This is a genomic window from Clostridium sp. AM27-31LB (assembly GCF_003480745.1).
Lineage (GTDB): Bacteria > Bacillota > Clostridia > Lachnospirales > Lachnospiraceae > Butyribacter > Butyribacter intestini.
This window is the reverse complement of sequence record NZ_QUJS01000002.1, coordinates 443,868-459,013: the sequence shown is the minus strand read 5'-3', so window position 1 is coordinate 459,013 and position 15,146 is coordinate 443,868. Positions and strand designations below refer to the sequence as shown.

General features: G+C 37.6%; 13 protein-coding genes and 1 pseudogene. 10 read left to right on the top strand and 4 right to left on the bottom strand.

The window, feature by feature from the left end:
• Positions 1 to 494, top strand: a 494-nt coding sequence (locus DW721_RS05655) for a PD-(D/E)XK nuclease domain-containing protein (protein ID WP_182436224.1), incomplete at its 5' end; no start/stop codon positions are given.
• 268 nt (positions 495 to 762) lie between these two features.
• Here DW721_RS05655 and DW721_RS05650 read toward each other — a convergent pair.
• From DW721_RS05650 to DW721_RS05635, 3 genes and pseudogenes are all read right to left on the bottom strand, one after another.
• Positions 763 to 2,982, bottom strand: coding sequence for an RNA degradosome polyphosphate kinase (locus DW721_RS05650; RefSeq protein WP_118745104.1), 2,220 nt, complete (start codon positions 2,980 to 2,982; stop codon positions 763 to 765).
• A 110-nt stretch (positions 2,983 to 3,092) separates the two neighbouring features.
• Positions 3,093 to 4,664 (bottom strand): exopolyphosphatase, encoded by a 1,572-nt coding sequence (locus DW721_RS05640; RefSeq protein ID WP_118745103.1) that lies wholly within the window; start codon positions 4,662 to 4,664, stop codon positions 3,093 to 3,095.
• Between the two features lie 232 nt (positions 4,665 to 4,896).
• Positions 4,897 to 5,670 (bottom strand): annotated as a pseudogene (locus tag DW721_RS05635) (peptidoglycan-binding domain-containing protein); the annotation flags it as partial.
• Between the two features lie 127 nt (positions 5,671 to 5,797).
• On the opposite strand from DW721_RS05635, the gene DW721_RS05630 reads away from it, so the two are divergent.
• From DW721_RS05630 to DW721_RS05610, 5 genes are all read left to right on the top strand, one after another.
• Positions 5,798 to 7,081 (top strand): hypothetical protein, encoded by a 1,284-nt coding sequence (locus tag DW721_RS05630; RefSeq protein ID WP_118745102.1) that lies wholly within the window; start codon positions 5,798 to 5,800, stop codon positions 7,079 to 7,081.
• Positions 7,074 to 7,739, top strand: coding sequence for a DUF6320 domain-containing protein (locus tag DW721_RS05625; RefSeq protein ID WP_118745101.1), 666 nt, complete (start codon positions 7,074 to 7,076; stop codon positions 7,737 to 7,739). Before DW721_RS05630 ends, DW721_RS05625 begins: the two co-directional genes overlap by 8 nt.
• Before the next feature lie 95 nt (positions 7,740 to 7,834).
• The gene (locus DW721_RS05620; RefSeq protein WP_055942876.1) at positions 7,835 to 8,755 is read left to right on the top strand and encodes an alpha/beta hydrolase; all 921 of its coding nucleotides are present in this window, start codon (positions 7,835 to 7,837) and stop codon (positions 8,753 to 8,755) included.
• 231 nt (positions 8,756 to 8,986) lie between these two features.
• A complete protein-coding gene (locus tag DW721_RS05615; protein ID WP_118745100.1) occupies positions 8,987 to 9,253 on the top strand; it encodes a hypothetical protein in 267 nt (88 codons plus the stop codon).
• 102 nt (positions 9,254 to 9,355) lie between these two features.
• The gene (locus DW721_RS05610; RefSeq protein WP_118745099.1) at positions 9,356 to 10,360 is read left to right on the top strand and encodes a recombinase family protein; all 1,005 of its coding nucleotides are present in this window, start codon (positions 9,356 to 9,358) and stop codon (positions 10,358 to 10,360) included.
• Between the two features lies 1 nt (position 10,361).
• Here the strand turns inward: DW721_RS05610 and DW721_RS05605 are convergent, their stop codons facing one another.
• Positions 10,362 to 10,910, bottom strand: a complete 549-nt coding sequence (locus DW721_RS05605; RefSeq protein ID WP_118745098.1) for a carboxypeptidase-like regulatory domain-containing protein — start codon at positions 10,908 to 10,910, stop codon at positions 10,362 to 10,364.
• Positions 10,911 to 11,160: 250 nt separating this feature from the next.
• Between DW721_RS05605 and DW721_RS05600 the strand changes: the two genes are divergently transcribed.
• The 4 genes from DW721_RS05600 to ilvD all read left to right on the top strand — a co-directional run bounded on the left by DW721_RS05600 (position 11,161) and on the right by ilvD (position 15,102).
• Entirely contained in the window at positions 11,161 to 11,661 is a 501-nt protein-coding gene (locus DW721_RS05600; RefSeq protein ID WP_118745097.1) for an NUDIX domain-containing protein, read from the top strand.
• Positions 11,662 to 11,778: 117 nt separating this feature from the next.
• Complete coding sequence (locus DW721_RS05595; protein WP_118745096.1) at positions 11,779 to 12,213, top strand: dUTP diphosphatase; 435 nt, start codon at positions 11,779 to 11,781, stop codon at positions 12,211 to 12,213.
• Between the two features lie 118 nt (positions 12,214 to 12,331).
• Positions 12,332 to 13,414 (top strand): 3-isopropylmalate dehydrogenase, encoded by a 1,083-nt coding sequence (gene leuB / locus DW721_RS05590; RefSeq protein WP_055942859.1) that lies wholly within the window; start codon positions 12,332 to 12,334, stop codon positions 13,412 to 13,414.
• Positions 13,415 to 13,437: 23 nt separating this feature from the next.
• Entirely contained in the window at positions 13,438 to 15,102 is a 1,665-nt protein-coding gene (gene ilvD / locus DW721_RS05585) for a dihydroxy-acid dehydratase (protein ID WP_022013968.1), read from the top strand.
• The last annotated feature ends 44 nt before the right edge of the window (positions 15,103 to 15,146 follow it).

Here is a 15,146-nt window from a genome sequence, read left to right as displayed (position 1 = left end):
TCAGATGGTTCAGTCCCGCAAAGCATGAAACAAATGAGTTTATAAGAGCACTCATAAGTGGTGATATAGAAAGTATGAATGAGTACATGAATGATGTAGCATTGAATACATTTAGTTCATTTGATTCTGGAAAGAAAAAATCTAATAGGAAAGCTCCAGAAAATTTTTACCACGGATTTGTACTAGGACTTATGGTAGACCAGACGGAAAACTATATCATTACCTCAAACCGTGAAAGCGGCTATGGAAGATATGACATAATGCTGGAGCCGATAGATAAAACAAATGAAAAATACCCTGGTATCGTAATAGAATTTAAAGTAATAAATCCTAGAAAAGAAAACACACTTGAAGAAACAGTTGCAGCGGCATTAAAGCAGATAGAGGAGAAAAACTATGATGCAGAACTTATCAAAAGAGGAGTGAAAGAAGAAAACATTCATCACTATGGTTTTGCGTTTAGAGGTAAAGAGGTGTTGATAGATGGACGGTAGATATTTTCGGAATCGAAAATATCGTAAGAAAAAGTTTCGTGTGAGGATTTTGGCAATTAAGGATAAATGAATTACTAAAGGCAAGTATAAAAAGTGTTGGATCAAGTAGCAGAAAATAGAAGATATAATATTAAAAAATGACTTGTTTTGTTTATAACGCACCGGATTTTTTGTCCGGTGCGTTTAAATTTTTTATGAAAATTAACTTTGTTAAGTTCTTTTTGGGTATATTCCAGAGTATTTTGCTTTTACAAACTAATGCTATTTTTTATTTTTTTTCGTCGTCAATATGAAGTAACGGTTCAAAACTTGTATTGTATGTTGCACTGTGCTGATGTTTTTTTTCATTAGCATTTGCAATGGCTTCTTTGCAGAAATATTGCTGTGCACATATTTTTTTCTGACCGACTTTGCGTGGTGGGATAATGTATGTTCCGTCACTCTGCATTACTCTTGCTTTTACATTGTCTGCAAATTGTATATCAAGAATATGAATGATTTCTTCCTTGAGTGTTTCGTCCTCTACAGGGAACAGGATTTCAACACGCTTGTCAAGGTTTCTAGGCATCCAGTCAGCACTTCCCATATAGACCTCCTCAAAGCCATTGTTGTGGAAATAAAATATTCTGCTGTGCTCGAGGAAATCACCTACGATGGAACGGACAGTGATATTATCGCTTATGCCTTTTATTCCTGTTTTAAGACAGCATATTCCACGGATGACAAGGTCGATTTTAACTCCGGCGGCAGATGCTTTATAAAGTGAAGCTATTATGCCGGGGTCACAGAGGGAATTCATCTTTGCTTTGATAAATGCTTTTTTGCCCGCTTTTGCAAATGCTGTTTCTCTGTTTATCATTTCGGTAAATCTGTCACGAAGCCAGATAGGAGCTACGGCAAGTTTGTTCCATGCGGCAGGTTCTGAATAGCCTGAAAGCATATTGAAAAATGCAGTGGCATCTTCACCGATAGCTTTCTTGCAGGTGAGAAGTCCCATATCAGTATATATTTTTGCCGTACTGTCGTTATAGTTTCCGGTACCAAGATGCACATATCTTCTGATACCGTCCTCCTCACGCCTAACAACAAGTGTAATCTTGCTGTGTGTCTTTAAACCGACAAGTCCATAAATAACATGGCAGCCTGCTTTTTCGAGCTTTCTCGCCCAAATGATATTATTTTCCTCATCAAATCTTGCTTTAAGTTCGACAAGAACGGTAACTTGTTTTCCGTTTTCTGCTGCTGCCGCAAGCGAAGCAATGATAGGAGAGTGGCTGCTTACACGGTAAAGTGTCTGTTTGATGGCAAGCACATCTGGATCTTTTGATGCCTGTCGTACAAGCTCGATAACAGGTTCAAATGTCTCATACGGATGATTTAAAAGTGCATCATGTTCTTTTATCTGGTCAAAGATATTTTTATTTGCATCAATCCATTTTGCAGGCTGAGGTGTATATCCTTTTCCTTTGAGGTCGTCATAGCCCTCAATACCTGCAAGTTTTGAGAGGAAAGTAAGGTCGAGAGGACCATTTATCTTAAAAATATCTTCCTCACTTATGTTTAATTCTTTCTTTAAGGTTTTGAGAAGTTTCTTGTCAATACCGTCTTCAACTTCAAGTCGTATCGCCTGTCCCCACTGCCTCTTTTTTAACTGTCGCTGTATTTCTATAAGAAGGTCGGCTGCCTCGTCCTCGTCGATGGAAAGGTCGGCATTTCTCATTATACGATAAGGGAAAGCTGATAATACTTCATAGTTTACAAATAATTTATCAATATTTTTTTCAATTATCTGTTCTAACAATATAAAACATTTATCTCCGTCATTTTTTGCAGGTATCTCGACAAATCTAGGAAGTCCTGATGGAACCTGAACTGTTGCAAAATCAGTATCGCTTATGTTATCACCCTGTTTTTTGCCCTGATGTGAGACATAAAGTTCACGAAAATGACCGTTGCCGTCTTTTTTATTTGATGGCTTAAATTTTAATATTGCACCGATGTTAAGTGATTTATTTTGTATGAGAGGGAAAGGTCTTGCCGAGTCAACTGCCATAGGAGTGAGTACAGGATATACTTCTGAACGGAAATATTCATTTACATACCTTTCCTGTCTGTCGTCAAGTTCTTCGTAGTGGGAGATAAGGTGGATGCCGTTGTCTGAAAGTTTGGAGATAAGCTTTCCATACACATCGTACTGGTCGTGAACAAGCTCATGAGTTTTTTTGCTGATGGCAGAAAGCTGCTCACCCGGTGTCATGCCTGCAATATCTTTTTTTGTGTAATTAACCTGAACCATATCTTTTAATGAAGCAACTCTTATCATAAAAAATTCATCAAGGTTTGATGCTGTTATGGCTAAGAAACGAAGTCTGTCTAAAAGAGGGAGTTTATTATCCTGTGCTTCACTTAAAACCCTGTAGTTAAACGAAATCCAGCTAAGTTCTCTATTATAAAAATACTCGTGTTTTAAATAATTATTTTCTGACATAAAATCCTCATTTCTGCACACGTTTTTTGGGCATATCGAGTTTGTGTCAAGTGTGCGCAGACACAAATCTTGTGTGTGAAAAAAATATTTTTCACACTATCCTAATTAGATTAAAATTCTTTTTTTTGCTTGAGAACAGGTTTAATTCCATAAAGCTCTTCAAAGAAATCTGAAGTATTGTCAAAAATTCCCTGTTCGAGTGTAATATCATACAATGTTTTTCCGGTGATAAAAAGATTTGAGCCTCGCAGATATACGGTAGTGTTTGCAAACTTCTGCTTGTGGCTTCTGTCCATTGCGTCAGCGAGCAGTAAGATAGAATTTAATTTAGCTATCTTGATAAATTCCTGCTGGCTGAAAACATCAGAAATCTCAGCATATTTTGGAAAAGATGAGTCAAGGTATCTTACCATATATGCGACCATCATTCTTTCTTTATGTGAAAGACCGATTATCTCAGTTGACATTACTATTTTATATGAATTTTCACCAACTGCATTCATGTTTATAAAATTGCCACAGTTATGCAAAATTGCAGAAATCTGAAGTAAAAGCCTGTCGTGCTTAGTGAGATTATTCAGTTTTTTAACTGCATCAAACAATAAAAGACAGTTTTTTTCAACATTGCGGTAATGTGCCTCGTCAGCTCGGTATCTTGCTGCAATATTTCTTGCAGTGGAGAGGATGCCGTCAGTAAAATTAAAGGCAGGGGCGATTTTTTCCTTTTTCTCAGCAAAATCTGCTGCCATTCCGTCACAGATTGTCATTTTAGAAATCCATATCTGTCCTGCATCAGTTTCTTCAAGAATATTGCGGTATATCATGGCAATAGGAAGAAGCAGGGATGCCTTATCAAGTGATGTATTTAATTCTTTGGCAAGTTCATCCGGTGTTTTTGAGGTGATGGATTTGTAAAAATCATCAAATTCAATGCGGTTGACACAATTTCTTTTTTCATATTTGTCATCGGCAGACTTTAATGTTCCGAAATTGTGAAGCGTCATATATTTAACAAAACTTTGCAACTGATTTCCGAGTGCTATTATATTTTTAACTTTGCGGCTCTTTAAATAGAGCTGCACAAAAGTATGCAGTCCGTGTGCGATATAGTCATATACAAGGTTCTGATAGTTATCGGTCTTGTATTGCATATCCTGTAGAACTTCCTGTATTCTGAGCGAACCAAGCATAATATTTTGTGTTGCTATAAGTGTTTTTTTGTCGTAAAGTGACAACTGGATGCTGCCGCCTCCCACATCGACGAGAAGTGTGCCGTCTTTTATAAGACTGTGAAAAGAGTTTTCTTTAAGTGTCAATGATTTGTAACAAAGATAGCGCTGTTCGGAATTGCTAAGTATCTTTATTAAAAAACCGGTGCGCTGCTTTACCTGATCAAGAACGATTAAATTGTTATCGGCTTCACGCAATGCACTGGTAGCAATAATCATGTAATCGTGTATGTCATATTCTTTCATTTTTTCAGAAAAACCGTTTAAAATATTACATAGTTTATCTATGGTGGTGTAGCTTATATGTTTTGTCGAATATGTTTCAAGTCCAAGTCTGGCGGTATGGTGGACATATTCGATTTCATGCACACCATATTTTTTGGATATTTCATAAATACGCATTGATGTTTCATGTGAACCGACATCAATAGCGGCGAAAATAGTAACTGCCATATGCTCCCTCCTTAAGTATTTTTATCAATGTATATATTTTATGCTAATCTATGAAAAAAAACCAGCCTTTTTACAAGCATTTTGAAATATTTTACTTATTCTTTACATTGGAATTATGCTTGAAATGGTGAGTTTAATATCTTCATATTTTGTTATACTATAAGACAGACCATAGCAATTATTCATTATGGTCTGTCTGTTTTTCAGATATTCATTTTTTAAAGATTAGTGCTTAAGCCATTTCAGCAATCCTGCTCACGCCGACATAAATCTCAGAAATTTTATACCATGTTGGGAAATCTGTTACTCCGGTTTGGGGCAGACCAAATATTTTTTGGAATATCTTTACTGCATTTGCAGTTTTTTCACCGTAAATTCCATCCTGGGATATTTTAGGTATAAGAGGATATGCATCTGCTATTACATTTAACTGCTGCTGCATCTGCAAAACTTTGCTTCCGGTTGCACCTATCGTCAGGTCATAACCCGGCCATGAAGATGGTATTCCTGAAATTTCAGTTGAACTGTTTATATAAACGGAATTACCGTAAAATGCACGGAGTATTTCTATCGCAGAATATCCCTGGTCGCCGAGATATTTTGAATCCCACTGACGCATCCAGTCAGGGCATGACACCATTTTTCCATCACAATACTGTGTAAAAAGCGGCTGTCTTACATTTGGTCTTGAAATGTAGTTTGTAAAGATGTTGTCAACAATCCTTGATATATTATCGAAGATATTTCTTCCGGGAATCCATTTTTGGTCGTAGGCGGTGGAAGAGGTGATTGTGAAATCATAGCCTTTATTTCGGTACCACTCCGTATAAACTCTGTTTAAAGTTATGGACTGTATGGCGAGGATATTTGCTGTAAGGGTTGCCTCAGGCCATGTAGCATAGATTTCACTGGATGCAACATTTTTGATATAGTCTTTGTATGTCACATAATAATCTTTGGCACGGCTGTCAGATGGCGGACCGTCATGCACGATTACATATTCGGGGGCAGGTGTGCGTAAATCATACTTTAAAAATATTATTTTTTAGTATATACTATAAATAAGACAAATTTTTGTAAAGTCTTTGAAAAAGTGAATTTGCTTTCACAGTAACTAAGAATGGGGACAGCTTATGAAAAAGCGTAGACATAGAAAGAAAAATTGGGAAAAACTTGATAATACGGCAGTTCTTTTCCCGGCGATTGCTTCGGAGGAGACGACGAATGTATATCGAATTTCAGTCAATCTTACCGAGGAGGTTGACGCAGAGCTTTTACAAAAAGCACTGGATATGGTGCTGCCGGGTTTTGATACATTTAATGTATGTATGCAGAAAGGAATATTTTGGTATTATTTTGAGACAAATAACAAGCCCGCTCCAAAGGTTGTAAAGGAGCATGATTTTCCTTGCAGATATATTGAGCCTTACAGTAACAACAATTATCTGTTCAGGATTACTTATTACAGAAAGAGAATAAACCTTGAAGTTTTTCATGTGCTTGCGGATGGCATGGGCGGTATTAATTTTTTAAGAGAAGTCACATATCAGTATCTCAGACTTAAATATCCGGAGATTGCGGCAGTAAAGAAGAACAGGTTGTCTGAGCATACATCATTAAATACTGAGGACAGTTATGTAAAAAATTATAAAAAAGGTCATGCAAAAGGCTATGAAACAAAGAGAGCAATAGAGGTAAAAGGCGAAAAGCTCTCAAGAGGTGAGCTTGGCGTCATGCACGGTTATATGAGCGTGAAACAGGTTAAGCAGGCAGCTAAAAAATATGATACGAGCATAAATGAGTATTTTGTCATTATATTTATGTATAGTGTATATGTTGAATATCTTAAAAGAATGAGGTCTGATAAGCCTATAGTGTGTGCCGTGCCGGTAAATCTCAGACCGTTTTTTGATTCGATGACGACAAGAAATTTTTTTGTTATGGTGAGTGCTGTTTTTAAGCCGGAAAAAGATGAGTATTCTTTTGAGGAAATAGCGGATATTGTAAAGAAAAGTCTGCGTGGGCAGATAACAAAAGAACATCTTGAAGATTTATTTTCGTACAATGTTTCAAATCAAAAAAATATACTTTTAAGGTCTATTCCGTTTTTTATAAAAAAGATAGCAATGAAGCTCGTATATCTTTCGTCAGCAAAGGCAAATACTTCGACTGTGACAAATATTGGAAATATAAAAATAGACGAGGAGTATTCACCATTTATAAAAAGCTTTCATGCGATGATTTCAATATCAACGGGACAAAATATAAAGGGAGCAATATGTTCTTACAATGATACGATGGTATTTACTTTTACTTCGATTTTGAGGGATACTGCTATTCAGAGAGGATTTTTCAGAAAACTTGTAGAAGATGGCGTTGATATTTCTATAGAAAGCAACGGGGTGTATTATGATTGAATGTAAAAATTGCGGAATAAAAATAAAAGATAAAACTAAGATATGTCCTATGTGTGATATGGTTTTGTCGGGTGATGATAAACATAACGAGAACACATATCCTGATGTAAGGCAGAAAACAAAGATACTCAGACGGATAGTAAATATTTTTTCTTATTTTGCCATTGTTCTGGAAATCGTGTTCATTGTTATAAATTATTATAATTTTGAAGGTGTTAAATGGTCGGCGATATCAGGAGGTGCTATTATTTATGTTATATGTTTGCTCCATTTTATAATAAACGATCATTACGGACATATTAAAAAGATGTATGTTGGTTTTATAGGTGCATTGTTTTATATAATGCTTGTGGATTTTGTGCTTGGTTACAAAGGCTGGTCGTTGGGTGTCGGGATGCCGGTTATCGTGCTTACGCTTGATGCGATAATAATAGTCTGTATGATAATAAACAGGCAGAACTGGGAGAGTTATCTGCTTCTTCAGATATTTTGTGTTATACTCGGTGCAGTTCAGATGGCACTTTATTTTACAAAGGTACTTCAAAGCCCTGTCCTTCCGTGGACAAGTTTTTTGGTATCGCTTATTTTATTTACCTCAAGCGTGGTTATTGGAGACAGAAAGGCAAGAAATGAATTAAAGCGGAAATTTTATATATGATGATGTTATTGTCAGAAGCAGACAGCAATTTCATCAGTCAGAGGCAAAGTATATTTGCTACAAATATCAATCTAATTATATTAAGTGAGGTTTTTATGGTTAAAGAAGTTGATAATATAAGTTTGCGCGCAAAACTTGTGAGAAATGTTATAAACATGGTTTCATCAGGGTTTATCATAGGTCCTGCAATAAAAAAGGGAACTATAAGGAGAAGACTTGTCGAGCCGCCGTGGCATTGCCCGGACGGATATTCGGTTGCAAAAATACACATGAAGCATTTTGAAATGGAATTGTTGTCGCCTGAAAATACGGGCAGCAGATTTGTTGTGCTTCAGCTTCATGGCGGCGGTTATATTGGCAAGATGAGAAATGTGTATAGGAATTTTGCAAAAGAGTATTGTGAGATGCGTGGCGGTATAAAGACTTTGTCGATAGATTACAGAGTTGCACCGAAAAATCCTTTTCCGGCGGCTCTTGATGATGCTGTGGCGGCATACAAATGGCTGCTTGCTACGGGGTATGAGGGCAGAGATATAATCATTGCCGGAGATTCGGCGGGCGGCGGACTTAGTCTTGCCTTAAGCCAGTATTTGAGGGATAATGATATGCCGCTTCCGGCGGGACTTGTGCTTATGTCACCGTGGACGGACCTTACGGCATCAGGAGCGTCATATGACGATAATTATACACTTGACCCGCTGTTTGGAAATACCAGGGAAAGTATGATATACAGTGGTGAATATCTCGGAGGTCATTCGCCTAAAGAACCTTATATCTCGCCGCTGTTTGGTGATTTTTCGAAACTTCCACCAATGCTCTTTCAGGTAGGCGGTATAGAGATGCTTTTAAGTGATTCGGTACTTGCAGAGAAAAAGGCGAGAGAAGCGGGATGCAAAACAAATATCACGATATATGAAGAAATGTTTCATGTGTTTCAGATGGGACTTGAGCGTCTTGAGGAATCAAAAAATGCGTGGGCAGAGGTGAAACGATTTGTTGAGGAGTTTGAGGAGTGAATGAAAATTTATTTAACTTAAGCTGATATCACCTGATACATTTTTAAAACCGATTAAGGAGGTAAGGATAGAAAATTCCTGACATTTTAAAAATTGCGGATAATGCAGATATGATTGTAAATTGTCATAAACAAAATTAATCATAATAAAATATAAAGAGCGCATAAACTTGAGGAAAACCCCCATTATCTTTAGGTAATGGGGTGACTCTTTAATCACAGGTGGTCTTATATGAAAAAAGAAATTCTTTCGGAAGATGATGTTCATAAAAATTTTCTTTCTGATAATAATGTTTCCCAAAAAAAATTGATGGAAGATAGCATTTTAGACAAATATATCATTTGCCGAAAAGAAGACAGCATTTTTAAAGAAAATGATACCTTTTTAAAAGAGGATATTATCCCGGATGAGAGTAATATTTTTGAAGAGGATGACAATGCACCTGACTGTTATGAATTATCAGCTCTTTTTTTTGTATATAAATTTCTTTTTAGGTAACAGCAATAGGCAGTTTGCTGATAGGTTTATGAATGTAGTAAATTGAGAAGCCGGATTGCTGCATTTTAAAATTGGCTTGTATTTAGGGAGAGGGTGTCGTATATGGTGGAGTGTGTTACATATCTGAGAGTATCAAAAAATGATGGTCTTAGAGAAAGAGATTATACTTTAAATTCCAAAGATATGGCTAATGTAAACGGTAATGCTGTCTGCAGTGCTATTAGTAGTATTACTAATAGTGTGGAAAATCAGAGGAAATTACTTGAACGGTTTATTTTGAAAAATGATTTTAAACATATTGCTGAGTTTGTTGATGAGGGATATACGGGCACGAATTTTAACAGACCGGGTTTTATAAAAATGCTTGGCTGGATTGAAAAAAATAATGTCAGATGTATTATGGTAAAAGACCTGTCAAGACTTGGGAGAGACTACATTGAGACCGGAAGATTGTTAGAATATTATTTTCCTATGAACAACATCCGTGTGATTTCTGTTTCCGACGGATATGACAGCGACAAAGCGGACTATCACGAGAGAAAGATAACAGTGCCTTTGTTAAATCTGTTAAACGACTCATATGCGAGAGATATATCATGTAAAGTAAGATATTCGCAGAAAGTAAAAAGGGAGAGTGGAAAATATATAGGGGCATTTGCGGTTTACGGGTACAAAAAGTCTGATAGTGATAAAAACAGGCTTGTTATAGATGATGTGGCGGCAAAAGTCGTGAAACGGATATTTGATATGCGTATTGCTGGATATTCTGCTGAAAAAATCGTAAGAGCATTTAATGAGGAAAAGATATTGTCACCGTATATGTATAAAAAAGCGAACAATAGCAATTATAAAACTTCTTTTACAAATTCGGAAGTGTCTGTATGGAAACCTTACTCAGTTAGAAGGATTTTAAATAATGAAATTTATACGGGAGTTTTGCAACAGGGCAAGACCAGAAAAATAAATTATAAGATAGGTAAAAGAATAAATGTAACAAAAGAGGAATGGGTATGTTGTGAGGAGGCAGTCCCGGCGATAATTTCAAAAGAACAATTTATATATGCGAACATATCCTTATCTGATAGAAAAGCGTGGATTAAAAAGTAAGTTAAAATCGCACTCCATCGGGGATTACCACGCGACTAAGAACGACCTCGCCTGATTCATTTATGTCTTTTATCTCATCCTCAGGAATTTTTGGAGGATATTCAGCGTAAAGCGTATGTGGCGGGATTACAAAAACTTCTGCACTTTCAGGTTCGCTCTCATCAAGAGGAATGAGACTTATATTTTGTATGGCAGTTTCTCCTGGAAAAATCTCGGCACCTGCTATTTCGACTTCTTCGTAACCTCTTGCACGCACTATTATGTTATATACAGAGTAGGGCTGGCTGCTTAGGGGTGTAAGGCTGTATTGCAGGGGGGGAGTTCTTAATTTTATGACGGGTGTTTTGCCGGATTGGTCGGTTGTAAGATTGTCTATGGCGGTATTGCTGAAATCGGGGTATGTTATCTCTAAAGAGGCATTTTCAACAGGTCTGCCCGAAACAGAGCTTGTCACAAAAGCCTGGAAAAAACCTTCATTACTTATGTTATCGTTATTTTGTACAGGTGTCTCGTTTATATCGGGGGTCTGTCCGTTTGTTGTAGTGTCCATATTTTTGCTCCTTTCATAAACCAATACAGTTATTATAAAAAGAAAATTTATAATACAATGAACAAGCTCATTGTATCGCCAATTATCTTTTTGTGGCTGAACTGTTACCATCAATATAAAAAGTTTATTAAAATATATTCACAGAAGATGAAAATGTGATAAACTGATGTGGTGTGCCGGTTGTTGTGTCTGATAAAATTCAGATTTTGGTATATAGCTTAATGGTTATTGTTAAGATTAGGAGGAAGATATGAAATACGATTGTTGTTTTACAAAGGAAAATAACTGGTTCAGATACCGCACGGGAGGAATTTTACTGCACGATGATAAAATGCTTTTTGTTAAATGTGCTGTCGATGATTATTATTATATGGTCGGCGGGGGAGTTCATTTGGGTGAAACATCAGATGTCTGTATTGAAAGAGAAGTTTTTGAAGAAACAGGTATTCATGCAGAAGTACAATCTATTGCAGTTGTAAGTGAAAACTTTTTTAAAGGCTTCGGCGGTAATATTGACGGATTTGACTGTCATACCATAGAATTTTATTATCGTATGCAAATTCCTGATGATGATATTAGTTTATGCAAGAGTGTGACAGATGACGGAGAAAAACTGGTGTGGCTGCCGATAGATGAAATTCGGACGAGCAATATCAAGCCTGATTTCATAAAAGATAATATTGAAAAGATACTCAATGAAAGAAATATTATTCACATTATTGAGGAAAAGGGTGGTTATAGATTATTATAATTTATAAGAGATATGATAGGTGATTGTGAAACTAATTATATGTTGTGTTGCTTGCACAAGTTACAGACAGTTTTGCAATCACTTAAAATAGATATAATTAAAAAATTGGAGGAAATCATGGAAACAATAAAGATTAAATATTTTTCGGACAAGATTGATAAACTTGAATATATCGGAGGAAAATCAGACTGGATTGACCTTCGTGCATCGGAGGAGGTTTCTCTTAAAAAAGGAGAGTTTGCTCTTATTCCGCTTGGAGTGGGAATGAAACTTCCTGAGGGTTATGAGGCTCATGTGGTTCCCAGAAGTTCTACATTTAAAAATTTTGGTGTTATACAGACAAATCATATGGGCGTTATTGACGGTTCATATTGTGGTGACAATGATATGTGGCGTATGCCGGTGCTTGCGGTCAGAGATGCGCAGATTCATGTGAATGACAGGATATGTCAGTTCAGGATAATGAAGAATCAGCCTGCAATAAACTTTAATGAGGTGGAAAGGCTTGAAGAAACTGACAGGGGCGGTTTTGGAAGTACGGGCAAACAGTAACAAAATCTTGACAGTAAATAAATAACTGATATATACTATATTTTATTAAGTGTTTATGACTTTAAAGTATTATTTATAAAGAGTCATGCATGAAATTATTCTGAAAGGAAGATGATTTATGAACTACAAAGTTGCAGTAATAGCCGGTGACGGCATTGGACCTGAGATTGTCAGAGAGGCAAGAAAGGTTCTTGATAAAGTTGGCGGGAAATTTGGACATACATTTGAGTATAAGGAGCTTCTTATGGGCGGATGTTCTATAGATGCTTACGGTGAGCCGCTTACGGATGAGACATTACAGGCGGCAAAGGAGAGTGATTCAGTTCTTCTTGGTGCTGTCGGAGGAAATGTAGGTCAGTCAAACTGGTATCAGTTACCACCTGATAAGCGTCCTGAGGCAGGTCTTTTAAAGATAAGAAAAGGTCTTGGACTTTATGCAAATGTTCGTCCGGCAATTCTCTTTGACGAACTTAGCGGTGCGTGTCCGCTTAAAGAGGATATTACCGAGGGCGGTTTTGACTTTGTAGTTATGAGAGAGCTTACGGGCGGACTTTACTTCGGAGAGAGAAAGACAGTCGAGGAAAATGGTGTGCTTAAGGCTACAGATACACTTACATATGATGAGAATGAAATACGCCGCATTGCAAAATGGGGATTTGAGTTTGCGATGAAGAGAAACAAAAAGGTTTGCAGCGTAGACAAGGCGAATGTTCTTGATTCTTCAAGACTCTGGAGAAAGGTCGTTAAGGAAGTTTCTAAAGATTATCCTGAGGTTGAACTTACGGATATGCTCGTTGACAACTGTGCTATGCAGCTTGTGCGTGATCCTAAGCAGTTTGATGTTATCCTTACTGAAAATATGTTCGGTGACATATTGTCAGATGAAGCAAGTATGGTGACGGGTTCTATCGGAATGTTGTCATCAGCAAGTCTTGGTGCTACAAAGCTTGGACTTTATGAGCCTAGCCACGGTTCTGCACCTGACATTGCAGGACAGGATAAGGCGAATCCTATCGCAACTATTCTTTCAGCAGCAATGATGCTTCGTTATTCATTTGACCTTGAAAAAGAGGCGGATGCAGTTGAGGCAGCAGTTAAAAAGGTACTTAAAGACGGATACCGTACAGTTGATATTATGGATGAAGGAAAGACACAGGTAGGAACAATTGAGATGGGTGACCTTATCTGTGAGAGAATATAGTAAAATTTCGGGAGGAATACAAAATGAGAAGTGATGTTGTAAAAAAAGGTATGCAGACAGCTCCACAGAGATCTTTGTTCAATGCATTAGGTCTTACGGAGGAAGAACTTGAAAGACCGCTTGTAGGTATCGTAAGCTCATACAATGAGATTGTACCGGGTCATATGAATATAGATAAGATAGTAGAAGCAGTTAAGACAGGGGTTGCAATGGCAGGCGGTACTCCTATCGTTTTCCCTGCTATCGCAGTATGTGACGGTATTGCAATGGGACATATGGGTATGAAATACTCACTTGTTACAAGAGATCTTATTGCAGACTCTACAGAGTGTATGGCACTTGCACATCAGTTTGATGCACTTGTAATGGTGCCAAACTGTGATAAGAATGTTCCGGGACTTCTTATGGCGGCAGCAAGAGTAAATATCCCTACCGTATTTGTAAGCGGCGGTCCTATGCTTGCAGGTCATGTAAACGGTCAGAAGACAAGTCTTTCATCTATGTTTGAGGCAGTTGGAGCAAATGCAGCCGGAAAGATGAGTGATGAGGAAGTTGACAATTATGTATGCAATGCTTGTCCTACCTGTGGTTCATGCTCAGGAATGTACACGGCAAACAGTATGAACTGTCTTACTGAAGCAATTGGTATGGGACTTCAGGGAAATGGTACTATCCCTGCTGTTTATTCACAGCGTATCAAACTTGCAAAGCACGCAGGTATGAAAGTTATGGAACTTCTTGAGAAAAACATCCGTCCAAGAGATATTCTTACAAAAGAAGCATTTATGAATGCTCTTACAGTTGATATGGCTCTCGGATGTTCGACAAACACAATGCTTCATCTTCCAGCAATCGCACATGAAGCAGGTGTTGAGATAAATCTTGACATTGCAAACGAGATAAGTGCAAAGACTCCAAACCTCTGCCATCTTGCACCGGCAGGACATCATTATATGGAGGAACTTAACGAGGCAGGCGGAATTTATGCAGTTATGAACGAACTTGCACAGGCAGGTCTTTTAAATACAGACCTTATCACTGCAACAGGAAAGACTGTCGGAGAGAATATCAGGGGATGTGAAAACAAAAATCCTGAGATAATCAGACCTATAGATGACCCATATATGAAGACAGGCGGAATTGCCGTTCTCCGTGGAAATATCGCACCGGATAGTTGTGTTGTAAAGCGTTCGGCAGTTGTACCTGAAATGATGGTACATGAAGGTCCTGCAAGAGTATTTGACTGTGAGGAAGATGCCATTGATGCAATCAAATCAGGAAAGATTGTTGAGGGCGATGTAGTAGTTATCCGTTACGAGGGACCAAAGGGTGGTCCTGGTATGAGAGAAATGTTAAACCCTACATCAGCTATCGCCGGTATGGGACTTGGTTCAAGCGTTGCACTTATAACTGACGGTCGTTTCTCAGGAGCATCAAGAGGAGCTTCTATCGGTCATGTATCTCCTGAAGCGGCAGTAGGCGGTCCTATCGCTCTTATTGAGGAGGGGGACATTATCGCAATAGATATACCTGCAAATACGATAAATGTCAAAGTATCTGATGAAGAAATGGCAAAGAGAAAAGAAGCATGGACACCTAAAGAGCCAAAGGTTAAGACAGGTTATCTTGCAAGATATGCATCAATGGTTACATCAGCAGATAAGGGTGCTATTCTTCAGATTAAATAATATGATGCCAATAAAGCAATCCGTGGCATCATCTGATAGAAGAA